The organism is Desulfosalsimonas propionicica (genome assembly GCF_013761005.1).
In the GTDB taxonomy this organism is placed as follows: domain Bacteria; phylum Desulfobacterota; class Desulfobacteria; order Desulfobacterales; family Desulfosalsimonadaceae; genus Desulfosalsimonas; species Desulfosalsimonas propionicica.
Map to the genome: position 1 here is coordinate 38,639 of NZ_JACDUS010000005.1, position 24,508 is coordinate 63,146.

At 54.6% G+C, this 24,508-nt stretch carries 24 protein-coding genes and 1 tRNA gene; 9 read left to right on the plus strand and 16 right to left on the minus strand.

Annotated features, from left to right (window positions below; all coding sequences use genetic code 11):
• Positions 1-31: 31 nt before the first annotated feature.
• The 5 genes from HNR65_RS10105 to HNR65_RS10125 all read right to left on the minus strand — a co-directional run bounded on the left by HNR65_RS10105 (position 32) and on the right by HNR65_RS10125 (position 5,677).
• Entirely contained in the window at positions 32-907 is an 876-nt protein-coding gene (locus tag HNR65_RS10105; RefSeq protein ID WP_181551388.1) for a branched-chain amino acid ABC transporter permease, read from the minus strand.
• A gap of 13 nt (positions 908-920) precedes the next feature.
• Complete coding sequence (locus HNR65_RS10110; RefSeq protein WP_181551389.1) at positions 921-1,970, minus strand: branched-chain amino acid ABC transporter permease; 1,050 nt, start codon at positions 1,968-1,970, stop codon at positions 921-923.
• Positions 1,971-2,174: 204 nt separating this feature from the next.
• Positions 2,175-3,146, minus strand: coding sequence for an NAD(P)/FAD-dependent oxidoreductase (locus tag HNR65_RS10115; protein WP_181551390.1), 972 nt, complete (start codon positions 3,144-3,146; stop codon positions 2,175-2,177).
• 7 nt (positions 3,147-3,153) lie between these two features.
• On the minus strand, positions 3,154-4,278 hold the full coding sequence (cfa, locus tag HNR65_RS10120; protein WP_181551391.1) for a cyclopropane fatty acyl phospholipid synthase: 1,125 nt from the start codon (positions 4,276-4,278) through the stop codon (positions 3,154-3,156).
• A 208-nt stretch (positions 4,279-4,486) separates the two neighbouring features.
• Positions 4,487-5,677: an MFS transporter gene (locus HNR65_RS10125; protein WP_181551392.1), complete on the minus strand. Its 1,191-nt coding sequence runs from the start codon at positions 5,675-5,677 to the stop codon at positions 4,487-4,489.
• Between the two features lie 183 nt (positions 5,678-5,860).
• Here HNR65_RS10125 and HNR65_RS10130 point away from each other — a divergent pair, with 183 nt between their 5' ends.
• Complete coding sequence (locus tag HNR65_RS10130) at positions 5,861-6,868, plus strand: tyrosine-protein phosphatase (protein ID WP_181551393.1); 1,008 nt, start codon at positions 5,861-5,863, stop codon at positions 6,866-6,868.
• Positions 6,869-6,882: 14 nt separating this feature from the next.
• On the opposite strand, the gene HNR65_RS10135 is transcribed toward HNR65_RS10130, so the two are convergent.
• Complete coding sequence (locus HNR65_RS10135; protein WP_181551394.1) at positions 6,883-7,449, minus strand: hypothetical protein; 567 nt, start codon at positions 7,447-7,449, stop codon at positions 6,883-6,885.
• Between the two features lie 309 nt (positions 7,450-7,758).
• Between HNR65_RS10135 and HNR65_RS10140 the strand changes: the two genes are divergently transcribed.
• Positions 7,759-8,208 (plus strand): hypothetical protein, encoded by a 450-nt coding sequence (locus HNR65_RS10140; RefSeq protein ID WP_181551395.1) that lies wholly within the window; start codon positions 7,759-7,761, stop codon positions 8,206-8,208.
• Between the two features lie 43 nt (positions 8,209-8,251).
• On the opposite strand, the gene HNR65_RS10145 is transcribed toward HNR65_RS10140, so the two are convergent.
• The 9 genes from HNR65_RS10145 to HNR65_RS10185 all read right to left on the minus strand — a co-directional run bounded on the left by HNR65_RS10145 (position 8,252) and on the right by HNR65_RS10185 (position 17,168).
• Positions 8,252-9,514, minus strand: a complete 1,263-nt coding sequence (locus HNR65_RS10145; RefSeq protein ID WP_232364742.1) for a phenylacetate--CoA ligase family protein — start codon at positions 9,512-9,514, stop codon at positions 8,252-8,254.
• The gene (locus tag HNR65_RS10150) at positions 9,489-10,229 is read right to left on the minus strand and encodes an ABC transporter ATP-binding protein (RefSeq protein ID WP_181551396.1); all 741 of its coding nucleotides are present in this window, start codon (positions 10,227-10,229) and stop codon (positions 9,489-9,491) included. The genes HNR65_RS10145 and HNR65_RS10150 overlap by 26 nt, the downstream gene beginning before the upstream one ends.
• Positions 10,230-10,239: 10 nt before the next feature.
• On the minus strand, positions 10,240-11,049 hold the full coding sequence (locus HNR65_RS10155; RefSeq protein ID WP_220128354.1) for an ABC transporter ATP-binding protein: 810 nt from the start codon (positions 11,047-11,049) through the stop codon (positions 10,240-10,242).
• On the minus strand, positions 11,015-11,971 hold the full coding sequence (locus tag HNR65_RS10160) for a branched-chain amino acid ABC transporter permease (protein ID WP_181551397.1): 957 nt from the start codon (positions 11,969-11,971) through the stop codon (positions 11,015-11,017). Before HNR65_RS10160 ends, HNR65_RS10155 begins: the two co-directional genes overlap by 35 nt.
• 1 nt (position 11,972) lies before the next feature.
• Complete coding sequence (locus HNR65_RS10165) at positions 11,973-12,848, minus strand: branched-chain amino acid ABC transporter permease (protein WP_181551398.1); 876 nt, start codon at positions 12,846-12,848, stop codon at positions 11,973-11,975.
• A gap of 23 nt (positions 12,849-12,871) precedes the next feature.
• Complete coding sequence (locus tag HNR65_RS10170) at positions 12,872-14,041, minus strand: ABC transporter substrate-binding protein (RefSeq protein WP_181551399.1); 1,170 nt, start codon at positions 14,039-14,041, stop codon at positions 12,872-12,874.
• A 50-nt stretch (positions 14,042-14,091) separates the two neighbouring features.
• Positions 14,092-14,523, minus strand: a complete 432-nt coding sequence (locus HNR65_RS10175) for an ACT domain-containing protein (protein ID WP_181551400.1) — start codon at positions 14,521-14,523, stop codon at positions 14,092-14,094.
• 33 nt (positions 14,524-14,556) lie between these two features.
• A complete protein-coding gene (locus tag HNR65_RS10180) occupies positions 14,557-15,858 on the minus strand; it encodes a phenylacetate--CoA ligase family protein (RefSeq protein ID WP_181551401.1) in 1,302 nt (433 codons plus the stop codon).
• A gap of 518 nt (positions 15,859-16,376) precedes the next feature.
• A complete protein-coding gene (locus tag HNR65_RS10185) occupies positions 16,377-17,168 on the minus strand; it encodes an enoyl-CoA hydratase/isomerase family protein (RefSeq protein WP_181551402.1) in 792 nt (263 codons plus the stop codon).
• 182 nt (positions 17,169-17,350) lie between these two features.
• On the opposite strand from HNR65_RS10185, the gene HNR65_RS10190 reads away from it, so the two are divergent.
• On the plus strand, positions 17,351-17,962 hold the full coding sequence (locus tag HNR65_RS10190) for a class I SAM-dependent methyltransferase (protein ID WP_181551403.1): 612 nt from the start codon (positions 17,351-17,353) through the stop codon (positions 17,960-17,962).
• An 83-nt stretch (positions 17,963-18,045) separates the two neighbouring features.
• Here the strand turns inward: HNR65_RS10190 and HNR65_RS10195 are convergent.
• A tRNA-Arg gene (locus HNR65_RS10195) sits at positions 18,046-18,122 on the minus strand.
• A gap of 257 nt (positions 18,123-18,379) precedes the next feature.
• Between HNR65_RS10195 and HNR65_RS10200 the strand changes: the two genes are divergently transcribed.
• The 6 genes from HNR65_RS10200 to HNR65_RS10225 all read left to right on the plus strand — a co-directional run bounded on the left by HNR65_RS10200 (position 18,380) and on the right by HNR65_RS10225 (position 24,499).
• Positions 18,380-19,384, plus strand: coding sequence for a sigma-70 family RNA polymerase sigma factor (locus HNR65_RS10200; RefSeq protein ID WP_181551404.1), 1,005 nt, complete (start codon positions 18,380-18,382; stop codon positions 19,382-19,384).
• 100 nt (positions 19,385-19,484) lie between these two features.
• Positions 19,485-21,203 carry a tetratricopeptide repeat protein gene (locus HNR65_RS10205; protein ID WP_181551405.1) on the plus strand — a complete coding sequence of 573 codons (1,719 nt, stop codon included), beginning with the start codon at positions 19,485-19,487 and terminating at the stop codon, positions 21,201-21,203.
• On the plus strand, positions 21,200-21,979 hold the full coding sequence (locus tag HNR65_RS10210) for a hypothetical protein (protein ID WP_181551406.1): 780 nt from the start codon (positions 21,200-21,202) through the stop codon (positions 21,977-21,979). Before HNR65_RS10205 ends, HNR65_RS10210 begins: the two co-directional genes overlap by 4 nt.
• The gene (locus tag HNR65_RS10215; protein ID WP_232364743.1) at positions 21,976-22,785 is read left to right on the plus strand and encodes an ATP-grasp domain-containing protein; all 810 of its coding nucleotides are present in this window, start codon (positions 21,976-21,978) and stop codon (positions 22,783-22,785) included. Before HNR65_RS10210 ends, HNR65_RS10215 begins: the two co-directional genes overlap by 4 nt.
• Positions 22,772-23,941, plus strand: a complete 1,170-nt coding sequence (locus HNR65_RS10220; RefSeq protein WP_181551407.1) for a deoxyguanosinetriphosphate triphosphohydrolase family protein — start codon at positions 22,772-22,774, stop codon at positions 23,939-23,941. The genes HNR65_RS10215 and HNR65_RS10220 overlap by 14 nt, the downstream gene beginning before the upstream one ends.
• Before the next feature lie 162 nt (positions 23,942-24,103).
• Positions 24,104-24,499, plus strand: a complete 396-nt coding sequence (locus tag HNR65_RS10225) for a LapA family protein (RefSeq protein ID WP_181551408.1) — start codon at positions 24,104-24,106, stop codon at positions 24,497-24,499.
• Positions 24,500-24,508 lie beyond the last annotated feature (9 nt).

Here is a 24,508-nt window from a genome sequence, read left to right on the forward strand (position 1 = left end):
TTCCCCCTCCAATCCGGTTTGTTGTTGGCTTTTACACCTTTTTCACGTAATGCCGGGCAAAAAGGCCGCTCGGCTTTATGCACAGGACAATGACGATAACAACAAAGGCCACCACCGCCTTGTACTCCATGGAGACATATCCTCCGAACAGGTGCTCGGTTATTCCCACGATATAAGCCCCGAACACGGCCCCGGGCAAAGATGTCATTCCGCCGATCACGGCTGCGGCAAATCCTTTTAGCAAGGGATCCCACATCATGTAAGGCTCCATGAAAACCGGGGCCAGAAGCAGCCCGGCCACGGTGCCCACAGTGGCTGAAATGCCCCAGGTGATCATTTTTACGCGGTTGGTACGGATTCCCATGAGCCGGGCGGCGGTTTCATTCTGCTGGGTGGCTTTCATGGCCACGCCAAGTTTGGAAAACCGGAAGAACAAAAACAGGGCCACCATGATCACAAGGGCCGCCACCAGGGTGAGCAGATCCAGGGTGCTGATATAGACATTGCCGAACATGATACTGGAATATGAAGAGATGGGAAAGGGCATGACCCGTTGGTCTGCGCCGAACTTCCAGGACACAAAGCCCAGCAGCACCATTTCCAGGCCGATGGTGATGATAATCAGGCCAAGTATATTCGGATTTTTGGCCCTTCGGACAACTGCAAACTCCAAAAAGCACCCCAGAAACATGGCAAACGCCAGTGCCCCGAAAAACGCCGTAAACACGGACTGGCCATAGGAATAAATCAGCATGTAGGCGATAAATACCGGAAGCAGGGCCATTTCCCCCTGGACGAAATTGGGCACCTCAGAGGCCTTGTAAATCAATACCATGCCCAGGGCCATCAGGGCATAAGAGCTTCCTACGGCGATTCCGCTGACTGTCATTTGAATAAAATCGATCATCCGGAATATCCTTTCAAAAAGGCCATGGTTTCCAGTATTTTTTCATGCGTATCCAGAGTCCGTAGAGTCCCAGGGGCTCAAAGAGCATGATGGCAATGAGAATGGAGCCAAAAATAACAAACTGGATGTTGGAAACCCCGGTCAGGGAAAAATAGCTGGCCGAAAGATCCCGAAGCCAGTCTCCGATATAGGGGATTGAAAGAATGTTTCGCAGCTGCAGATCCAGAAATGAGAGCACAATGGCCCCGGCAATGGGGCCCATGACCGATCCCAACCCCCCGGCCACGGCCATGGTGAGAAAAAACACGGACAGAAACAGGTTAAACAGCTCCGGCTCGATAAATCTCAGCACAAAGGCGTAGAGTCCGCCGGCCACGCCTGCATAAAATGCGCTTAAGGCAAAGGCCATGGTTTTGTATAAAACCAAATTGACCCCCATGGTCTCGGCTGCGATATGGGCATCCCGGATGGCGATAAAGGCCCTTCCAACCTTTGTTTTGGTGATGTTTCGGGCAAGAAGAACAAGAAGAACCGTAATTGTCACCGCCAGGTAATAGAACTGCCGGTCAGATGTCAGGTGATGGCCCATGATGACCAGATCCGGGGCATGCAGCCCCTGCCGGCCGCCCAGCATTTCGATCCGGCCGATGACCGTGGTAATGGTCAGGCCAAATCCCAGGGTGGCAATGGCCAGGTAGGGCCCTTCCAGCCGCAGGGCCGGAAGCCCCAGCAGAAAGCCGAACACGGCGGCAATCAGACCTGCGCAGACAAGGGCCGCCAGGAAGGGAAAATGGGCAACGGTCATCAAGGTGATGGTGGCGTAAGCACCGATGGCGTAAAAACCGGCATGACCCAGAGAGATCTGGCCGGTATAGCCCACCAGCAGGTTTAAGCCCACCACAACAATGATATTGATGGCAATGTAGTTTGCCATGTACACGTAATAGTTTGTAAAGACAAACGGGTAGAAAAAAAGAAAGACCATGAGCGCCACAAACCAAAATACGGTCACACCCGAGGAAAACAGCCGGACGTCCTCGTAATAGCTGCGTTTCATATCCATGCGGACAATTCCTTTGCAGATTGTTGCCACATAAGTGCCGGCGGCCGCATACCGCCTCGGACACAGAACGGAATGGATTGCAGTTTGATATCATAAACGCTGTTGAAAAACTTAAACAGTTTTTATGAAAATGTCCAGCGCTGTTGCGTCCGGACAGAAAAAAAACAATAGAAAGTGTTTTTTCAGCTCAAAGCGGTCAGCGGATCAAAGGTGTGTTTTTTTGGCGATCCATGGACCGGCCAGAATCTGGGGCAGACTCCAGCGGGCAATCGGCGCCAGGCAAAAGGGTTGGCCGGCGGCAATGGACCGGGCGGCAATTTTTCCGCTTTCAACGGCCGGGCCGATGCCCTCGCCCATGTCGCAGGTGGCAAGGCCGGCCGCATCGCCGATGAGAAAAGCGTTTTTGTTGCGGATGTTTTTCGTCTCTCCCCGAAGATAATAGATGTGGCCCCTGGGAGAAAACCGCCGGCCGCAGACCAGGCCCTTGCGGGAAAGTTTTTCCACAAAATCCAGCCAATGGGCGTTGATGTTTTGCCCGCGTTTTTTCAGAGCACTGAGCTTGCCGCCGATGCCGATATTGAGATAGCCCTTTTGCTTAGGCACATACCAGGCATATCCCGGAAGGCCCTTGTCAAAAAACCACAGCCGGCACTGGCGGTCTTTGCAGTGCCAGGCAAACTCCTCTTCCGCGGTGGCAATGCATTGTTTTGGATTCCGGGGATGGATTCGGGCAAAAAGGGATTTGTAAACAGGACAGTGGGTGCCGCCTGCGCCCACAAGCCACGTGCAGCGGAATTTGTCGTCAATGATGTATTGGCCCCCACTCTGGCGGATGTTTTGAACCTGGTGCGTCAATACGGGGACGTCTGCGCGCTTGAGCAGAAAATCGTCAAATTCAAACCGGCGGATGGAGTACTGGCAGGTGGAAACCGGCACGGGAACCCCTTTGAAGTGAAAAACAATGCTGCGATAGGTCAGAATCCGGTGCGGGTAATCCTGCGGGGTCAGCTCCAGATCCGCCATGACCCGGGGCGTGATCCAGCCGGCACATAGCTTGGGCCGGGGAAACGGCTGCTTGTCAACAATCAGCACGTCTATGCCGTGCTTTTTTAATTCCCAGGCGCAGGTGGCGCCGGCCGGACCGCCGCCCACGATAATGACTTCTGCCTGAATCATGGCTTTTCTAAGTCAGCCGGCAGTCGGGCTGGGCCCGGCCGGGCTTGGTCATGACAATCTGCCACAGCTGAATGGATCTGGAGCGGAAAGCCGCGGCAGAGCTGAGCAGATAGAATTTCCACATCCGGTAAAAGCGCTCGTCATAATCGCTTTTGTGTTTGGGCCATGATTTTTCAAAATTGTCATACCAGGCCATGAGGGTCTTGTCGTAATCCGGGCCGAAGTTGTGCCAGTCCTCCATAACGAAAATGCCTTCCATGGCCGCGCCCAGTTGTGCAATGGAAGGCAGCATGCTGTTGGGGAAAATATAGGTGGTGGTCCATGGATTGCCGATAGTGGTGCTGACATTGCCGCCGATGGTGTGAATCAGGGCAATACCGTCGTCTTTTAAACACCGGTCAGCCACTTCCATGTAGGTCCGGTGGTTTTTGTAGCCCACGTGCTCCATGATCCCGATGGATACCACCCGGTCATATGTGCCTGTTGCGTTTCTGTAGTCGTCGAGATAAATATTGACCGGAAGTCCTTCACACATTTGGTTGGCCAGGTCCACCTGCTGCTGGGAGACCGTGACACCGGTCACTTCGGCGTTGTATTTTTCCGCTGCATACTTTGCAAAGCATCCCCAGCCGCATCCCAGGTCCAAAACCTTCATTCCGGGTTCAAGTTCGATTTTCCGGCAGATCAGTTCCATCTTGGCTTCCTGGGCCGCATCCAGATCGCAGGCACCGCCGCCCCAGTATCCGCATGTATAGGCCATTCGCGAATCGAGCATGTCCCGGTACAGCTCGTTTCCCACGTCATAGTGCTGCTTGCCAACCGTGTAAGCCCGCTCGTCTTTCTGCAGGTTCAGCAGCCTGGCTTTTAACAGGTGCAGGGCGGCTTTCCAGTTGTCCCTGAAATACTGCTGCACATTTTCCCGGAACACCTGGTCGAAAAGCTGGTCCAGGGCCGGGCTGTCCCACCATTCGTCCATGTAGGATTCACCCACACCCAGTTCCCCGTCGCGTATCACCCGATCGAAAAATTCTTCATTGTGCACTTGGATATCCCAGGGATTGTCTCCCCCGATGGTGATACCGGCGTGATTTAACGCGTCTTCAACGATTTGTCTGGATTTGTTGATCTTCATATTGCCTGCCCATGGTTTGCTTAAAGTGGTTGAACGGATCTGGCCGATTTGCCTGAGCTAAAAAAATGACTTCAGCCGGATGTGTTAGCCGGAAGCGCTTGAAACCTATTTTAATAAAAGCATTATGCTAAAAAAAAGCAAATTTTAGGTCAAGCACTATTTGTTCCACTGTTTCCGGGAAATCCGGCCAAACCGGCCTGGAGCCCGGTTAATTTTTGATAAAAACCGGCAGCACGGAACCAAGACAGATTAAGATGCCCACAAGGACAATGCCTGTGGCAAATGATCCGGCATCCCCGGTAATACCGATGATGGCCGGGGCAATGCCGCCGCCGTAGACAAAAGCCAGGGGGATGGCAAGCGAGATAGCCACGTTGCGGTGTTTGGCAGGGGCAATGGCAGACAGCAGGGCAAAGCCTGCAGGAAAATATCCAGTGGAAAGTCCGGCTTGGGCGATAATCAGTCCGGTGGCCAGTCCCGGATCTCTGCAAATCCCGATGCCGATAGTGGCCATGCCTGTAAGTCCCAGCATCAGGGTTATGGTCCGCCTGGGGCCGAAGCGGTCTGTGGCCCAGCCTGCAGCCAGGGCCATTGCCACCCCGGGCAGCCGGGACAAAGCGACCAGTGAGTTGGCAAAACTTTGAGAAACCTCAAGTTCCTTTACCAGGTAAAGCGGCAGCATGGTATAAAGTCCCATGGTGCTGCTCACCGCCGCTGCAAACAACAGCACCATGAACCAGAATGCCCGGGTGGCTGCCAGATCCCGGATGGCTTCGGCTCCAGGGGGTTTTCCCGGAAAATCCCCGCCTTTTCCCCAAATGGCAAAGCCTGCACCCAGCAGCAGGCAGGCCGCACCCACTGCCGCCGGCATGCTGCGCCAGGTGAAATAGAGAAGGAAAAACTGAGCGATTACCGGGGCGGTCACAAAAGCCAGGTTGGGAGCCATTTCGTGGATTGATACCGCTTTTCCCCAGTTTCGGGCATCCACCATGCTTGTCAGCGAGGAGATTCCTGAGGGCAGATAGGTACCGGCTGCCATGCCCAAAAGAAATATGGCAGCCTGCAGCTGCCAGTATTGATAAGAAGCAGCGGCCAGAATCAGGCTGACCCCGGCCCCGCAGGCTGCGGCCACAATGGTGAAACGGTGATAAATCCGTGCGGAAATAAATCCAGAGCCGGCCAGGGCAATGAAATAGCCAATGGACATGATCAAAAACATGGAACCGGCCTGGGCATGGCTTAAGTGCATTTCCGTTTCAATGCTGGGCATCAGGGGCGAAAACATCACCCGGGCCAGAAATGTCATAAAGAAAATCAGGGTGATAAACAATATGGGCACAAGGGGATCCGGCCGAAAAAAGGGCGGCGGAATGGTTTTGTTTGTGTTTGACGTCTGCATGGCACATCTATAACAAAACCCGGCGGATAAATCCATGCCACCGTTGCCGGCGGCATTGTTGTTTTGTCCTTGTCTGCCGGGCTATTGCAGGCTATGGTCATAAAACCGGTTCATACAAACAATGCGGCACAAACCGGCTGTTTTTTTGCCGGCCGGGCGGATTGGAAAACAGGCGGGGCGGATATGAACAAACAGGGCAAGATTCTGCTGGATGCCGCGGTACAGCGGTTGGATGCCAATAGCGTTCGCATATGTTGGCAAGCTATTGAAAATGCAGATATATCTGTTTATGCGGGCACGCACCCGGAAGCCATTGACAGGTTTGAATCGGTTGCCCGCTCCAAAGACGGCTGCGCGCAGGTAAGTGGCCTGGACCCGGATCTGCGGTACTATTTCGAGCTATATGCGGGAAGCCATCGCATGATCACCGCAGCCAGGCGGGTCCATTTGGAGGGAGCGGTCAATTTCAGGGACATGGGAGGCTATGAAACAACCGATGGCCGCCGGGTGAAATGGGGCAGGGTCTTTCGGGCGGACGGCCTGTCAAGGCTGACCGACCGGGATCTGGTGCTTTTGGACCGGATGGGCATACAGCGGGTCTATGACTTTCGCACCACAACGGAAATGGCCGGTTCCCCGGACCGGCTGCCGGATCACGGGGCAATGGCGCATATCCATTTGCCGGTCACCCACGGCAATTTTGATTTTGCAGAAGCGATCCGGCTTTTGCAAAACGGAGAAGATAGCTGGCTGACACCGGATTTTATGATCAACGGCTATATCGGCAATCTTGAACAGTTTGCGCACTGCTGGGCGGCTGTGATACGAGACCTTGCGGAAAACAGACACGCGCCGGTGGTATTTCACTGCACCGGCGGAAAGGACCGCACCGGAACCTGTGCGGCCCTGATTCTGCTGGCCCTGGGCGTGGCCGAGGAAACTGTGATTGACGATCACCAGTTGTCCAATATTTATATTGCAGAACTGCTTCCCCGGCTCTACCGGAGAATGGAGCGGGCCGGAATTGATCCGGACAGGCTGTTTCCATACCTGACTGCGCCCCGGCAATGCATTGAGGGCGTGATTGATTACCTGACAGATACATACGGCACGGCAGTGGATTACCTGGTGGGAAAGGCCGGGCTGCGGCCGGCGGTCATTGATGCGATGCGCAGGAACATGCTGGAGTAAATCGCCGCCCGGTGCTATTGTGCCCGCTGGACTGAGACATCATCGATCCACACGGTTCCGCTTGTCAGCACAAAATCCAGGTGAATGCGGCTGCTGTTTTCCGGTGCCGTGGCTTTTTGGGAAATTTGCACCCAGCCCGAAGTACCCTGCAGCTTGTTGATCAGATCTACAACCTTGCCGGGCCGGATGCGCTGCGGGCGGAAATTTAGCCGGAACGCCGGGGCCTCGTGGAAACGGTTGTAGTCCAGGTTTTGGGTCCTGATCCAGCAGGAGGCCTCATAGTCCGCTCCCGGGGTTATGGGTGCGGCACCGGCTTCTTCCAGGTACACGATGACCCGGCCGCCCGGGGGAGTGATGGCAACTTTTAAGGATTGCTGGCCGTTGCGTCTCTCCCGTGAATCCAGGCTGATTTCAGCTGTTGTGTTCCGGTTGACGGTGGTCTTCCAGCCCTTGGGCTGCCCATTTTCGACCGGACCTTCAAAGCCCCCGTTGTAAAGCATGTTCGCCCCGGCAGCGCTGCCGGCCGAGGAGATCAGGACAATCGCCATCCATGCCAGCGCAGTGGTAAGTTGTTTTTTCATGACCAACCTCTTTTGGTGAATTGTTGCAGGTATTGACAAGTATTGTAATGGTGTTTTGAAACTGAATCGATTTTATAATAACTCACTGTTTGTTTTCAATGCAAGAAAAAACCGTATACGCACAAGCACGTCCCAGGGGGCTTTTTGGGTACTCAAACCGAGTGTTTCAAAATTGGAAAAACTCGGTTTGGGCGATATATAAAAAGGACTTGATGATTTGAAAGAATTTTGTTTTAGTATGTTATCCATGGGAAAAAGCTGTTCTGGTGAGTCGGGAAAAATTTTTATGAAGCTGACAGGGAGGAAAAGATGCGGACAAGGTTGCAATATGTTGGGTTAATTGTTTTGTCGATCCTGGTGGGAGGATTGTGCTTGCTCGGATGCGCCGGGGAGGAAAAACAGGCCAGTCTTGAGATTGTGGATTCTGAATTTTCAATCCGAAAAGACAGTGACCTTTCCTATGTGATTGATGCCAGCGGCACCATTGCCAACACCGGTGATGTGGATGTCAAAAACGTGAAAGTCACCGGCAGGTGCGAATCCTGCGGCGATCAGATCATCAACGCCACCTGGTTTGTCAGTGACGTGGACAAAATGCCCAATCAAATGGACGTGATCAATTATCTGGCCGCTGGTGCACAGGAAGAATTTGAATTTGAGGAAGTGGCCTTTTACTCCGCCCAGACCGGCTCTGAGGTCCCCGAAGGTCTTCCCGACGGGTTGAAAGTGGTGATTACATCCCATGAAATCGTGGAATAAACCAATTTTTCGGGGGGCAGGGATATTTTTTGCCCCCTTGTTTTTATCCCTTTGATTCCACCAGGCGGATGGTCACGGGCACACCCAGATTTTCCCGGAGCCGGTTTTCAGACCGGCGCAGAAGCTGTTCCAGTTCCTTGATTTCATCGGAAAATATGGCATCGTTCATTTCCATGAGCACTTCCAGGACTTTGCGGCCCTGTTGATGCACCACCCGATAGGAAACCCGCCGCGGATCCATTCCCATCATTTCTTTAAGGTGAAACCCCGTCTGATTGCCGTGAACATTGACCCCGTCGATGTTCATGATATCGTCTGTGCGCTCTGAATCCCATTTCATGCGCATAAGCGTGCTGCCGCACGGGCAGGGATCTTCCAGGAGCCGGGCACGGTCACCGGTTTTAAAACGGATAAGGGGAAAGGCCCGGGTGGTCAGGCTGGTGAGCACCAGTTCCCCGGCGCTGCCCGGTGAAAGCACTTCCCGGGTTTCCGGGTCAATGATTTCAGCCAGAAAATGATCCTCCTGGATGTGGAGTCCATCGTGGGCCTTGCATTCAAAGGCAATCGCCGGCCCGGGGATTTCGCTTAATCCGTAGTGCAGCCATGTGCGCACATGCAGCCCCGTTTCAATGCTGTTTCGAAACTCCGGGTCAATGAATTCTCCGCACAAAACCAGGGTGTGCAGGGAAAGCGATGCCGGCCCGATACCTTTTTCCACCGTGTAATCGGCCAGGTGGCCGGCCATGGCCGGGGTGGTGATCAGCACTGTGGTCTTGTAGTCGCGCAGCACCATGAGCTGTTTTTCAACTGAAAGCGGGGTGTTGGGAATCACGCTGGCCCCGATGGCTTCGGCCCCGTCCTTGTAATCCCGTCCCCAGTTGGCAAGGCCCGGATTCAGGGCAATCTGGAGAATATCATTGGCCCCTATGCCTGCTGTGCGAAGAGCCCGGCCCAGAATGTGACGCCAGTGGTCCAGGTCCTGTGCTGTATAGCCGCTGACCGTGGGATTGCGGGTTGTGCCCGGGGCTGTATGAATCCGTACAATGTCTCGCAAGGGCACGGCAAACAGATCATAGGGGTAATGCTCGCTGAAATCCGCCCGCTCCATAAAGGGCAGGCGGGCAATGTCAGCCAGGGCGGAGATGTCCGAGGGCTCCATGCCCAGTACGCCGAGTCGGTTGGCATGAAAGGGCACATGGCGGCAGGCCCGGTTTAACGTGCTTTGCAGCCGCTCTATCTGTACCTGTTGTTTTTCTTCGGCTGAGAGCTGAAAAAAGGGATCATCCGGCATCGTAAAAATCTCCATAATCCTTGCCCAGATAGGCGCGTTTGACATCCTTATCCGCCAGCAGTTCACCGGCCTCGCCCTGGAGCACCACGGCCCCGGTTTCAAATACATATCCCCGGTCCGAGACTTCCAGGGCGGCCAGGGCGTTTTGCTCCACCAAAACGATGGTCAGGCCCCGGGAGCGCAGCAGGGAAATAACTTCCAGGATTTTTTCCACCACCATGGGCGCCAGTCCCATGGAGGGCTCATCGAGCAGCAGTAGCCTGGGCCGGGCCATCAGCGCCCTTGCAATGGCCAGCATCTGCTGCTCTCCGCCCGAAAGGGTGCCTGCCGGCTGCCGCTGCCGCTGCCGCAGAATCGGAAACAATTCCATGACCGATTCCAGGTCCTGTTGTACCGCTGCATGGGCCTTTTTCTTGTACATGGTATAGGCACCGAGTCTTAAATTGTCGAACACGGAAAGTGGTGCAAAAATCTGCCGTCCCTCCGGCACCAGGCTGATGCCGGCGCGCACAATGGCCGGGGGCTCCAGGCCTTTTATGCTTTTTTTTTCAAAATCAATCTGTCCGCTCCAGTCGGCCAGCAGGCCGCACACGGCTGAAAGCAGCGTGGTTTTGCCTGCGCCATTGGCGCCGATCAGGCAGATGATTTCCCCGGGGTTCACCGACAGGCTCACACCCTTGACCGCCATGATTCGGCTGTAGAAACATTTGAGATTGCGAATGCGCAGCATAAGGAAGTTGTCAATCGTTTGTCGGGTTTGCTTTTTTGCCCAGGTAGGCCGCCATGACCGCCTCGTCCTCCTGAACCGCTCTCGGAGGGCCTTCGGCGATTTTTCTGCCCTGGTCCAGCACCACGATCAGATCGGAGATGGACATGGTCAGGCTCATGTCATGCTCCACCAGCAGAATCGTGATGCCCTGGCTGCGGATTTCTTTGATCAGTTCTCCGAGATGGCCGGTTTCTGACATGTTTAATCCGGCTGCCGGTTCATCGAGCAGCAGCAAACGCGGTTGTGCTGCCATGGCCCGGGCCACTTCCAGCATTCGCTGCCACCCAAAGGGCAAATCCCCGCTTTTACGGCCGGCGTAATCCCGGAGCCCTACAAAATTTAAAAGTTCCATGGCCTGGTCCCGGGCACGGGCTTCCTCCTGCCGGGTGCGGGGCAGGCGCAGCATGCTTTGGATCATACCCGCCCGGGTCCGGGTATAGAGGCCCACCAGAATGTTTTCCAGCGCGGTCATGCTTTCGAAAAGCTCCACGTTCTGGAATGTGCGGGCAATGCCAAGGGCAACCCGCTGGTGGACTTCCAGATTTTCAATGGATTGGCCGGCAAAGCGGATGTCGCCGGCATCCGGGGCCAATATTCCCGTTATCACATTGAACAAAGTGGTCTTGCCCGCGCCGTTGGGGCCGATCAATCCGGTGATCGAGGCTTTTTCCAGGGCAAATCCGATCCGGTCCAGGGCCTGGACCCCGCCAAAGGCCTTGTCCACGTCCCGGATCTCCAGAATGGGGTCATTGCCGGTCATGGGTTTTGCGGTACCGCTCATAAATATCCACCAGTCCCCGAGTCAGCCCCCGGGGCATGAAAATCATCACGACCATGAGGATCAGGCCGTATATCACCATCTCGAATTCCGAAAAGGCATGAAGCCATTCCGGCAAAAGGGTGAGAAGCGATGCGCCGAAAAGGGCTCCCCAGATGCTGGCCATCCCGCCGATGACCACCATGGTCACAATTTTGATGGAGGCCATGAAACCAAAGCTGCCCGGGCTGATAAAAAATATCAGGTGGGCGTAGAGAAATCCGGCCAGAGCGGCAATTCCCGCACTTAAAACAAATACCTGGAGCTTTAAGCGCCGGGTGTTGACGCCCACGGCGGCCGCGGCCTTTTCCCCGTCATGGATCGCACAAAGGGCCCGGCCCACCCGGGAATCAATAATGCGCCGGCAAAGGATGATCATTGCCAGCACCACCGCCCATACCAGAAAAAAGTAGGATTTGCTGGAGGCAAAGCTGACAGGACCGATCTTCAGGGGCGGAATCCCCACAAATCCGGATGCACCCCCGGTTAGACTGCCCCATTCCCGAAGCACAATATGGACGATCATGCCAAATCCCAGGGTCCCCATGCCCAGGTAATAACCGGAAAGCCGAAGCGTGGGCATGCCAACGATCCAGGCGATCACCATGGCCGCACCAACAGCGGCCGGAAGGGCGAGCAGGGGCGGCACCTGGTAAGTGGTGGTCAGTATCGCGGTCACATACGCGCCAATGCCGTAAAAGGCCGCATGTCCCAGGGATATCTGGCCGGCATAGCCCATGAGCATGTTCAGAGAAAGGGCCAGCAAGGTGTTTAACCCGATGAAGATCAGCAGCTGCAGATAATAGGCATTGTCAATGCGCCATCCCAGAAAAGCGATGCCAAGGGCAAAGGCTGTATAGATTGCGGGCAGATATTTATCGTCCATGTTAAAACCGTTTGATCTCGGCTGTGCCCAAAATACCCTGGGGCCGGACATAGAGTACCAGCAACAGCAGCAGAAAGGCGGTTGCATCTTTAAATCCCGAGGAGACAAATCCCACACCCATGGCCTCGAGGATCCCGAGCAAAAAGCCGCCCAAAATCGCCCCCCACAGGCTGCCCAGGCCGCCGAGCATGGCCCCGCAGAACCCTTTTAGCCCCAGGATGGTGCCCATGTCGTAGCTCGACATGGTAATCGGTGCGATGCTGGCCCCGGCCACGGCCCCCAGGCCGGTGGACAGGCCGAATGCCAGCAGCACCATCCATTTAAACGGGATTCCGACGATCCATGCCCCTTTTTTATTTACCGCACATGCGGTCATGGCTTTTCCGGTGAGTGTTTTTTTGTAAAACAGGTGCAGGCCGGCGGCAAGCGCGGTGACAATCACAAGAATCCAGACGCTTTGGGCCAGCAGGCGGGCGCCTGCGATGTCAATGGGGGCAATGTCGAGAAATGGCGGCATGCTGTGGGCATCCTTTCCCCAGATAAGCATGCCCGTGCCCCGCAGAAATATTGAGGCCCCCACGGTAATGATAATCAGTACAATGGGTTCGGGATGCCGAACCGGCCGGATGGCCAGCCGTTCAAAAAGCATCCCTGCTGCGGCGACTGCCGCAACGGTGACAAAAAACGCGGGCACCAGGGCGAGCCCCGCACCTGCTGTCAGGCTGACCATGCACAGGGCGCCGAGCATGACAAATTCCCCGTGTGCGAAATTAATCAGGTCCGTGGAACTGTAGAGCATGGAAAACCCCAGGGCAATCACTGCGTACACAGCCCCGTTGGTCATGCCTGAAAACAGGTATTGCAAAAGTTCCTGCATGGGCTTTTTCCCGGATTGGCGGGTTATTTCACCAGCTGCCACTTGCCGTCGGTGATGCGCACCATTACAAAGGCTGACGGGTCCAGGCCGTTGTGATCGGTTTGGCTGAAGGAAAATACCCCGCTGATGCCCACGTGCTCCCTGATATTTTCTAGGTTTTCCCGGATTTTTGCTTTGTCCCCGCCGGTGCCCGCCATGGCACGGGCCAGCAGATAAACCGCATCATAGGCATATCCCCCGAATCCGGAAACCGTTTCGTCATACTTGTTTTCATAGGCGTCAATGTAATCGGTCAGCACCTGTTTTTGGGGATCATCATCCGGCAGCAGATCGGCCACGAGGATCTTTCCGGTTGGCAGCAGTATGCCTTCGGCCGAATCTCCGGCCAGCTCGATGAATTTCGGGGATGCCACGCCGTGGCTCTGGTAGAGGGGAATGTCAAGGCCGAGCTGCTCGACGTTTTTGGCCACAACCGCCGGCCCCGGATTGGTTCCCCAGCAGATGATGGCCCCGGGTTTTTCCTGACGGATCTTGGTGAGCTGGGAGGTCATGTCCGTATCCCCGGCGCCAAAGCTTTCGCTGCGCACCACAGTGATGCCGAAATCCCCTGCCTGCTCTATTAATTGTTCCCTGCCGCTTTCCCCAAATGAATTGGCCACGGTGAGAGTGCCGATCCTGTCAATGCCCTGTTTTTCAAGGTGGGCATAGATGGACGCCACGGCCTGAATGTCGCTCTGGGCGGTTTTAAAAACCCAGGGCTTTATGGGTTCGACGATTTTGTTGCCGGCCGCACAGCTGACAAAAGGAAGGCCCGCCCGCTCAACCATTGGCACTACGGCCAGTGTTGTGGGGGTTCTGCTGGGACCAACGATCGCCGTGACCTGGTCCTTGTTGATGAGTTTACCGGCTGCCATCACGGCTTTTGACGGATCTCCCTCGGTGTCATAGATGACGGCTTCCAGCATCCGGCCGTCAACGCCGCCTGCAGCATTGATTTCTTCAATGGCCAGTTCCATGGATTTTTTCTCGGGATCACCGAGAAAGGAGGCAGGTCCGGTAACGGAAAATATGCCGCCGATTTTCATCGGGTTTTTCCCGGAATCGGCGCCGGCAGCGGGATTGGCTGCAAAGACAACCGCGCACAGCAAAGCTGCAGCTTGCAAAACAAGACGGCATTTTCTGATAAAGCGCATGATAGGATTCCTTTCCTGTGAAATGGTCTGAGGGGCGCACAGGCTGCCGGCTACATGGTATAGAGCCGCGCGCCTTCCACAATGGTCACCCCGTTTTGGGAAAGTACGTCAATGGCCTGTTCCGGCTGGTCAAACCGGAAGATCATCACGGCATTGTCCCCGCTCTGGCGGACAAAGGCATACATGTATTCCACGTTGATGCCGGCTTTGTAGAGCATTTCCAGGATGCTGTGGAGTCCGCCGGGCTGGTCTGCAACCTCCACGGCCACCACCTTGGTTTTGCGCACCGTGAATCCGGCATTTTTCAGAACCTGCTCGGCTTTGGCATTGTCGTCGACAATCAGGCGCAGCACTCCGAAATCGGTTGTGTCAGCCACGGCAAGGGCCCGGATGTTGACCTGATTCTGCCAGAGAATCCCGGTCACATCAGAGAGGCGGCCGGCTTTGTTTTCCAGGAAAATCGAAATCTGTTCGGCTTGCATGGATCTCTCCTTATTCTGCATTTGGGGTGGATGTTAAATCTTTCGTCTGTCAATGACCCTTGCGGCCTTGCCCTCGCTTCGGGCAATGCTTTTGGGTTCTGCGAGCTTGACATCCACGGATATGCCCAGCAGTTCCTTGATATCGTTTTCAATGCGCTGTTCAAAGCGCTGGAGTTCCTTGACCTCGTCGGAAAACATCTGCTGGCTGACTTCCACCCGGACCGTGACGGTGTCCAGGTTGTCTTTGCGATCCACTTCCATCTGGTAATGGGGCTCCACGCCATCGATTTCCATGAGCACGCTTTCGATCTGAGAGGGAAATACGTTTACACCCCGGATAATGAGCATGTCATCGGTTCTGCCGCTGATTTTGTCCATCCGGATCATGGTGCGCCCGCAAATGCAGGGCTCGGGATTCAAACGGGTAATGTCCCGTGTGCGGTAGCGGATGACCGGAAAGGCCTCCTTGGTGATGGAGGTCAGCACCAGTTCGCCGGTTTCTCCGTAAGGCAGCACTTCTTCGGTGACCGGATCAATGATTTCGGCAATAAAATGATCTTCTGCGATGTGCAGGCCGTTTTTGGCCTCGTGGCATTCTATGGAAACCCCGGGGCCGAGCACTTCGCTTAACCCGTAGATATCCACGGCCGAAAGGTTGAGCTTTTCCTCGATTTCCTTTCGCATGTTCTCGGACCAGGGCTCGGCGCCGAAAATGCCGAACTTAAAGCTCAGATCCTTAAATGATACCCCCATGTCCTCGGCCGCCTCGGCCAGGTGCAGGGAGTAGGAGGGGGTGGCCGTAAGAATGGTGGGAGCAAAGTCCCGCATTATAACCACCTGCCGCTTGGTGTTGCCTCCGGAGACCGGTATGACAGATGCTCCGAGCTTTTCAGCCCCGTAGTGTACGCCCAGACCGCCTGTAAACAAACCATATCCGTAGGCGTTGTGGATGATATCCCCCCGGGTGGCCCCGCCTGCGGAAAGGGCTCGGGCCATGAGTTCGGCCCAGGTGTTGATATCCCGGGAAGTGTAGCCCACAACCGTGGGTTTTCCAGTGGTGCCCGAGGATGCGTGAATGCGTACCACGTTGTCCATGGGAACGGCAAACATGCCAAAGGGATAATTATCCCGCAAATCCTGTTTAATGGTGAAAGGCAGCCGCTGCAGGTCTTCTATTTGCTGGATGTCACCGGGCTTCAGCCCGGCCTGGTCAAATTTTTTCCTGTAATGCGGAACTGTTGCATACACCCGGGAAACTGTTGCCTGCAGCCGCCGCAGCTGGATGGATTCCAGGGCTTCCCGGGGCATGGTTTCATACTCGATGTCGTATATCATCGTTGTCCTCCTTGCGCGTGGTGTGATTCTTCATACAACTGCTGATGGCGCCGTAAAAGTCCAATATCTGCGTTATGCGCAATTTCTGAAGAATTTCACGTACGGATAAGTACGCTGCATTCTTCGAAATTGCGCAAGCCTTGATCTTAAACTTTTTACGGCACCATCTGAAATCAGACTTTTTACGATGCCATCAACTGCTGTCTGGCCCGGGCCGGGGGGTTTCTCATAAAAAAAGGCTGCGGGGCAACCCACAGCCTTTTGGCATGAAAAAAGGCCATGGGTTGCCTGCTTGCGTCTCCCCATGGCCTTGTTTGCGTATATCGGTTGGCTTTTTTACTGCGCCGATCCATGGGAAGACTTTTTAAAGAAAAAAAAGTTCCCGAAACCGGCATTCTCAGATGCTTGTCTCATGCGTTGGCAGACCTTGTAAAATTTTGAAACAAATGTGATGGCACCGTAAAAAACAGATGCCCGTACATTAAACAGCCCCGGCCGGATCTGTCAAGAAAAAACCGTTACTGGTTTAATTTGCCCTTAAATTCAGGCTTGCGTTTTTCCAGAAATGCGCTGGTGCCCTCCTTTGCATCTTCGCTGGCCATGCACAATGCAAAGGCGTTGATTTCGATTTTACAGCCGGTCTCCAGGTCCGCATCCATACCGTTTGCGATGGTCTGCTTGGTCGCCTGGACCGACACACGCCCTTTTCGGGCAATGGTTTTGGCTGTTTTCCCTGCGGCTTCCATGAGTTCGGCAGCCGGTACCACCCGGTTGACAATGCCTTTTTTCTCAGCCTCTTCAGCTGAGAGCATCATGCCCGTGAGAATCATTTCCCGTGCCAGATTCCTGCCCACAATGCGGGCGAGGCGCTGGGTACCCCCGAATCCCGGGATAATGCCCAGATTGATTTCCGGCTGTCCCACTTTGGCGTTGTCCGCGGCATAAATGAAATCGCAGGAAAGGGCCAGTTCCAGGCCGCCGCCCAATGCAAAACCGTTTACCACGGCTATCACTGCAATGGGCAGGGCTTCAATTTTAAACATGAGTTCATGGCCGCGGGAGGCAAAATGCTTTGCACTGACCGGATTGAGTTTGGCCAGTTCGCTGATGTCGGCACCGGCCACAAAGGCTTTGTCCCCGGCGCCGGTGATCAGAAGCGCACGGATATTCTCGTTTGCCGCGATTTCATCAACGGCTGCGTGCATTTCAGCAATTACCTGTTGGTTGAGTGCGTTTAAGGCTTTGGGACGGTTGATGGTGATGGTGGCGATGGCCTCGGCAACATTTACCTCAATGGTTTCATATGACATGTCAGCCTCCATATGCAAGCGGGTGAAAGGGGACGAAAGCAGAAAACGCTTTCAAACCGGGCGGATCTTTGATAGTAAAATAATGTTTATACTCAAAGTTAAATAAATGAATTTGTTTTATTTGTCAAATGTGGCAGCCTGGCGCAACGCTGCCGGAAAAGAACGCACCCTGGAGTCAAACAATGGATGATCAGGCGATTATAAAGGCATATAAGCGCTATGCCGGAAGTTATGACCGGATTTTTGGGAAAGTTTTTGAGCACGGCCGCCGGGCGCTGATCGGGAAAATGGGTTTTGCCCCGGGCCAGCGGATTCTGGAAGTGGGTGTGGGTACCGGGCTTTCTTTGCCGCTTTATCCCAAAGAGGTTTCGGTTGTGGGAATTGACATTTCACCGCACATGCTTTGGCATGCCAGAAATTATACAAACGGAAACGGCAGCCGGAGTTTGTCTCTGATGGACGCCCAGAGCATGAGTTTTGCTGACAATAGCTTTGATAAGGTGGCTGTCATGTACGTGGTGACCGTGGTGCCCGAGCCCGAAAAAATGATGGAGGAAATCCGGCGGGTGTGCAAGCCCGGGGGTGATATTTTCGTGGTCAACCATTTCAGCAACCCGCATCTGATTCCGAGGATGGTGGAAACGGTTATGCTGCCTTTCAAAGGCCTGCTTGGATTTCGTCCCCGTTTTTCACTGGAGGCGTTTCTTGCGCAGAATCCGCTCCAGGTTGTGGAGACCTGCCCTGTGAACCTGCTGGGATACTGGACCCTAATCCACGCGCGCAATGCTTCCTGAAATATAAGCATGACAGCCGGTGCATCGCCCCTTTTTGTTCCGGGCGCAGACGCTGCGGCAGCGAGGTTTGGAGAAAACCCGATTGGCGCGCCTGGCAGGATTCGAACCTGCGGCCTACGGATTAGAAGTCCGTTGCTCTGTCCGGCTGAGCTACAGGCGCGCATACCTGGATCTTCGCTGGTTGACAGGTAAAATCCTTGAGAATGGAAAAAATTTTTTTTACCATTAGAAAATGCTTTTGTCCATTATAAAAAGGCCACTTCTGCCGCAGCGGCAAAATCGCTTTATCTGAACTGAGCGATTCAATAAGGTTGAGATCTTGCGGGAAAAAACTTATTATAGGTTTTTTATGGCAAAAACCGCGATTGTTGCACTCACCGATGCCAGGTGAAAAAATCCGATGACAGCCCAAAGGTTATGAGCAAGCAGAAGCCAACCGATCATATTGAAAATCCGGAAAATGGCCGGTCCGACGGCGACACGGACGGCAGCAGCGATTCGGCAACCACCCGGAAGCTGAAACAGGCCGTGTCTTTGCCCGGAGAGCAGGGCCAGTTGGTCCCCTATGACCCGCTCCAGCGGTATCTCTCCGAGATCAGCCGTTATCCTTTGCTGACCCGGGAACAGGAGGTCGAACTCGGCCGGCGCCTGCAGGAGGAAGGGGATCCGGATGCGGCTTATATACTGGCCACATCCAATCTTCGGCTGGTGGTCAAGATTGCCATGGAGTTTCAGCGCACGTGGATGCAGAATTTGATGGATTTGATCCAGGAGGGCAATATCGGCCTGATGCATGCGGTGCAGAAGTTTGATCCTTACAAGAACGTCAAGTTTTCCTATTACGCAGCTTTCTGGATCAAGGCCTATATTCTGAAATTCATCATGGACAACTGGCGCCTGGTCAAAATCGGCACCACCCAGGGTCAGCGGAAGCTGTTTTTTAAGCTTAAAAAGGAAAAACAGAAACTTGTGGAGCAGGGTTTTGCCCCGGAGACAAAGCTGCTTTCCAGCCGGCTGGGCGTCTCCGAGCAGGAAGTGCGGGACATGGATCTGCGTCTTGACGGCTGGGATGTGTCTTTGGATGAGCCTTTAAAGGATGATTCGGACACCGAGCGGGGCGATTTTTTCAGTTCAGATACCGAGTCCATTGAATCCCAGGTGGCCCGCAAGGAAGTCGAATCCCTGCTGCGCGAAAAGCTCGGGGATTTTAAAAAGCAGCTTTCAGAGCGGGAGCTGGATATTTTTCAGCGGCGCATATTCACCGATACGCCCGACACCCTTCAGGACATCGGGGACAAGTACCAGATCTCCCGGGAGCGGGTGCGGCAGCTGGAAAAAAATATTGTCAAGAAAATGCGGGTTTTTTTCGAAAAAGAGATTCCGGACTTCGCCGCCTATGAACATCCCGAGGAAAACGATTAGCATCATGCGGCTTTCAGGCGCCACAACAAGTGAAAAGCCCATGGATTCAAGCCCTTTACCACGCCTCAGGATCCCCGCATTTGTTCGGTTCGGATGGTTAATGGTTATAGCTGCTGTCCTCACTGCCGGGTGCACGGGCAGGGATCACCACCCCGGGCCTTCGGTACCGGCTGCTCAACCCCCTTCTGACATTACTTTGCCTGCTGCCGGGCAGCAGCGGCCGGTCAGCCATTATTATGATTTTTTACGGGCGCAGCTGGCTGCCCGCTCCGGCCGGTTGGAAGAGGCTGTGGCCTTTATGAAAGAGGCTGTTGACAAGGTTCCGGATCAGGTGGTTGTCAAAAAAGAGCTTGCCATGCTCTACATCAAGCAGGGCAGGAAGGATAAAGCCCTGGAAATGATCCAGGAAGCCCTGGGTCAGGATCCGGACAACACAGAGTCCCTGATCGTTGCCGGTTCCCTCTGGCAGAGTGCCGGAGAGCTGGATGCAGCCCGGCAGGCTTATGAAAAGGTTGTCGAAAATGCGCCGGAACGGGAAAACATTGCCCTGATTCTGGCCCGGCTTTATCTGCAGCAGGAGCAGTTCAACCGGGCTGCAGAATTGATGACGGATTTTGTGGAGCGGTTCCCGGGAAATTATATGGGGTTTTATTATCTGGGCAAGGCCTGCAAAGAACTGGGCCGGCTCGGGGATGCAGCAGACGCTTACCAGCGGAGCCTCTCCATTGAGCCGGATTTAATGGAACCGCGTGCCGCACTCATTGATATTTACAGGCACCAGGGCAGAGACGCCAAGGCGGTTTACCAGTACCAGGCCATCCTTGAACGCGACCCGCGCAATGCCGCAGCCGCCCTTGAACTCGGAGTTTTTTACAAAAAACAGGGCCGGACGGATAAGGCCCGGGCAATCTGGGAGGATCTTGCCGGACGGGCCGGGCCTGATTCAGATGTGATCAAGGCTGTTACCGGGATGCTGGGCCGGCAGCAATACGATGATGCCATAATCGCGCTGTCAGGTGTTTTGGAACATGACCGGCAGAACTCCGCTCTGCATTATCTGGCCGGCGCAGCCCTTTACCTCTCGGAGAAAACAGGACCTGCTATGGACCATTTTCAGCAGGTGGCCTCTGACAGCGATTTTTACATTGATGCCATGATTCACCAGGCCATTATTTACAACCGGGAGTCCAAAACCGGACAAGCTGTCCGGCTGCTTGAAGCCGCCATGGAAAAAAGCGACAGCTTCGGAAAGGCGGCTCTGATTCCGTATCTGAGTGCATTTTATCAGGAACAGGAGCATTACCGGCAGGCTGAATCGCTTTTGCAGCAGGGGCTTTCCATTAATCCCGGAAGCACTGAACTGCTCTATGAACTCGGGGTTCTCTACGAAAAGATGGGCGATGTTGACGCTGCAATTGAAAAAATGAAACAAGTCATCGAAAAGGACCCGGAAAACGCAGACGCCCTGAACTATCTCGGATACACCTATGCCGATCAAAATATCCATCTTGATGAGGCCGAGTCCCTGATCCGCCGGGCCCTGGAACAGGAGCCGGAAAGCGGCCACATCCTGGATTCCATGGGATGGGTGCATTACCGGCAGGGCGATTATCAAAAGGCCCGCAAGTACCTGGAAAAAGCGGTTGAAAAAATCGGCGATGATCCCATTCTCTTTGAGCATCTGGGCGACGTCTACCGCAAAACCGATCAGCCCGGCCGGGCCCTGGAATATTACAAAAAGGCCCTGGAAAACGGGTCTGACCATGCGGATATCGTAAAGGAAAAAATGGATGCACTCCGGCAGGAGGTGTCACCTTGAAGGGCCGCCTGATTGTGCTGTTTTTGATTCTGCTCACAGCGGCCTGCGCTTCTGTGGAAAAACCGCCGCCGTCTGCCGTTTCCCGGATGGATGCGGGAAAAGCCGAATCCCTTCTTGCCTGCATCCGGAAAGCAAATGAGGCAATGACCCCCTATAAGGCCATCGGCCGTATCGGAGTGGACGATGACAGCGGATCATGGTCTGTCCGTGCGGCGTGGCTTGGCGCGCCGGGGGGGCGTTTCCGGGTGGAAGCCATGGGCCTTGCCGGCCAGCCCTTTGGCAAGATTATCTGCGGCCCGGAGCTGTGCTCCTTTCATTTTCCGGAAGGCGGGGAACTCCGGCGCAGGGACACCGGCCGGCGAAGTCTGGGACGGCTTGCCGGGGTGGATATTGATGTGGATGATCTTGCACTGCTGCTCGGCGGCGGTGTGCCCATAGCGGATCATGATAGTGTTGCCGCCTATCGAACGCTTTGCGGGGATCCCATGCTGGTGCTCAAAAAACGGTTTTCCGGAACCGTACAGCACATCCGGTTTTCCACCGACCCCATCCGTGTCCGGGAAGTGGAAATGTTTACCTGGCAGGGGACTGCCTATCGGGCGGAGATCCTTGCGGTGCGGTCTGCAGATGAACGAAATATGCCCTCTGAACTGCAGATTTCGGATGCAGAGGGCCATCGCCTGTCGGTGAGCGTGGAGCGCTGCTGGGCCGATGCAGCCGTACCAGCCCGGGCCTTTTCCCCGGAACTGCCCGGCAACACGGATACAGCGCCTTGAAGCAGGAAAGTGTTCGATCCACGGCTTGTCCGTCAAAGGCCGTCTGCCTTGAACTGCACCTGCGGTCTTGTTCCAACGTGACCTGCCTGGGGGTGCGGCCCAATTTTTCCGATTATCCTCCGGATGAGGCGGAATTGATCCGGGATGCGCCGAAAATATATTACCCTTCCACTTTTTATGCCGATTTGCTGGCAGCTGCCGGAAAACCGATTTTTCCGAGCGTGCATACTTACCGGTTTGTTCAGGACAAGATCAAGCAAAGCGCCCTGTTTGAAATCCTTGATCTGCCCCGGCCCAGAACCCGCACCTTTTATGGCAGGCGCCTGCCGGAAAAGATCCTGTCGCACTTCCGGTTTCCCTTTGTGGGCAAAATTGCCCGGGGTTCGGCCCTGGGCCGGGGCGTTTTTATGATTGCCGGCCGCGATGACCTGGATGCTTACTGCGATCAGACCAATACCGCTTATATCCAGGAATATCTGCCCATTGACCGGGATATCCGGGTGGTGGTCATCGGCAATAAAATTGCCCATGCCTACTGGCGCATTGCCGCGCAGGGAGAATTTCGGACAAATTTGGGCTGCGGCGGCAAAATCAGCCTGGATCCCGTGCCTGAATCCGTCCTTGATCTGGCCCTGCATACGGCCCGCTGCTGCGGGTGGGATGATGTGGGCATTGACATTTGCATGACAGGCAACAGGTTATACATTCTTGAAGCCAACATGAAATACGGCAAAGCCGGCTTTGCCGCAGCCGGCATGGATTATTACAGCATCATGGAGGAAAAGATCGCCAATGCAGAGATCTGAGCTTCCCGCCCTGCATGAGTTGACAGCGATGCTCGATGACCGGGAACAGCAAAGTCTTTCGCCCGGGGCGGCCAAAAGCGCCCGGGCCTTTCGCAGGCGGCCGGAAAAGCGTTTGGCAACAGATTACCGGCAGCCCTTTGCCGTGGATGTGGACCGTATCCTGCATTCTTTGGCGTACAGCCGGTATATTGATAAAACCCAGGTGTTTTACCTGATTCGCAATGATCATATCACCCACCGCATGCTCCATGTGCAGTTGGTTTCCAGGGTGGCGCGGACCATCGGCCGGTTTTTGGGATTAAACGAGGATTTGATCGAAGCCATTGCCATCGGCCATGATATCGGTCATCCGCCCTTTGGCCATGACGGTGAGCGGTTCCTTTCAAACTTGTGCCAGGCCGCTGGCATCGGGCCGTATCATCACAATGTGCAAAGCGTTCAGTTCCTGGAAAAAGTCGAGCGAAAGGGCCGGGGCTGGAATCTCTGCCTCCAGACGTTAGACGGCATTTTGTGCCATGACGGAGAGGTTCACAACCGGCACCTGGCGCCTGTGCAGGGCAAAACCTTTGAAGACCATCAGGCGGAACTCAACGAAAAAAAATCCGGCCGGCCGGTTGATCTGGTGCCCATGACACTGGAGGGATGCGTGGTGCGTTTTTCCGACACCATCAGCTATATCGGCAGAGACATTGAAGACGCCATCCGTCTGGGCCTGATCCAGCGTACGGACCTGCCGGCGGACTGTGTGCAGCACCTGGGCGATACCAACGGCACGATTGTCTATACCCTGGTCACGGATGTGATCCGCACCAGCTACGAGCAGGAGGCCGTGGCCTTCAGCCCGGAGATCTCCGGGGCTCTGCAGCAGCTGAAGCAGTTTAACTACAAGGCGATCTATTCAAATCCGGCCATCAAGCAGGACACACCCAAAATTGAAAGTTTATTTGACCATTTGTTTGAGCGGTTTTTCAATGATATTGAAGCCGGCAACAAACAATCACCTGTTTACCGCAATTTTATTGCCGATATGGCCCAAGACTACATGTCAGCGCACCGTCCTGCTGAAATTGTCCGGGATTTTATCGCCGGGATGACGGACCAGTATTTTTTAAACCTGTCCCCGGAGCGCATGCGGCCGCAGATTCGCGCCTGGTAATCCGGATCGTTGATGCCTGGCCGATGCTGAAAAAACGGTTGAGTTTTTCCGGCAAACGTTTCAATATAACAGTTTCACATAAAAATCGGACAAATTGCAGTTGCAGCCGGCACTGTTTTTTGTTGTGCCCTAAGACCCGGAGCCTTGTTGGAGGATATGCCCATGAAAAAGCTCAAGTATGCTTTCTGGCTGCTGATTGTGGTATTGGCGGCGGTTGTGGTGTTTCAGAACAAAGGGTTTTTCATTGTGGAGCGCAGTTTTAAGCTCAATTTGTATTTTTTCAAATACGCATCGCCTGAACTGCCCACGGCCTTATATTACTTTGCGGTGTTTCTCATCGGATTTCTTCTGTGTTATTTTTTGAGCCTGTCGGCAAAATTCAAGACCCGCAAAACCGTCCGGCAGCTCCATGAGCAGGCTGCGGCCAAGGATAAAAAAATTGCCGAACTGGAATCCGAACTGGCTGCTGCACAGGCACAAACGGTCCCGGCCGAGCCTGTCAGTCAACAGGATGTGTCTGACCCGCCGGAGACGCCCCCGGCTGGTACCGAAAAGTAAAAAAACAGG